We start from the raw sequence: 389 nt of genomic DNA on the forward strand, positions 1-389 counted from the left end.
GTGTAAAACGTACGCTACTTGATGAAGTGCGTTCAATTTGCCCTGTTGATGTAACTATTATGAGTGTTCGCCAAGGTGAAGCAAAAGGCCTAGGACATGCTATTTTGTGTGCCAAGCCAATTATTGGTGATGATGATTTTGTAGTTTTACTGCCAGACGTAATATTAGACGCTTATACCGCAGACCAAAAAACTGAAAACTTGGCTGCAATGATCAAACGTTTTAATGACGTTAAAGCAAGCCAAATTATGCTTGAGCCAGTGCTTGAACAAGATGTTAGCAAATATGGTATTGCGGATATTGATGGCGCGGTGATTAGTGCAGGTGAAAGCGCGAAAATTAAAACTATGGTTGAAAAACCAAAAGTGGCAGATGCGCCATCAAACTTG

1 protein-coding gene is annotated in these 389 nt (G+C 40.4%); it reads left to right on the forward strand.

All coding sequences use genetic code 11. The annotated features are described in order from the left end of the window. Positions 1–389: sugar phosphate nucleotidyltransferase (locus CWB85_RS21640; protein WP_249314953.1), on the forward strand; the 389-nt coding region annotated here is incomplete at both ends.

Source organism: Pseudoalteromonas sp. S1727 (genome assembly GCF_005886375.1).
GTDB classification, from domain to species: domain Bacteria; phylum Pseudomonadota; class Gammaproteobacteria; order Enterobacterales; family Alteromonadaceae; genus Pseudoalteromonas; species Pseudoalteromonas haloplanktis.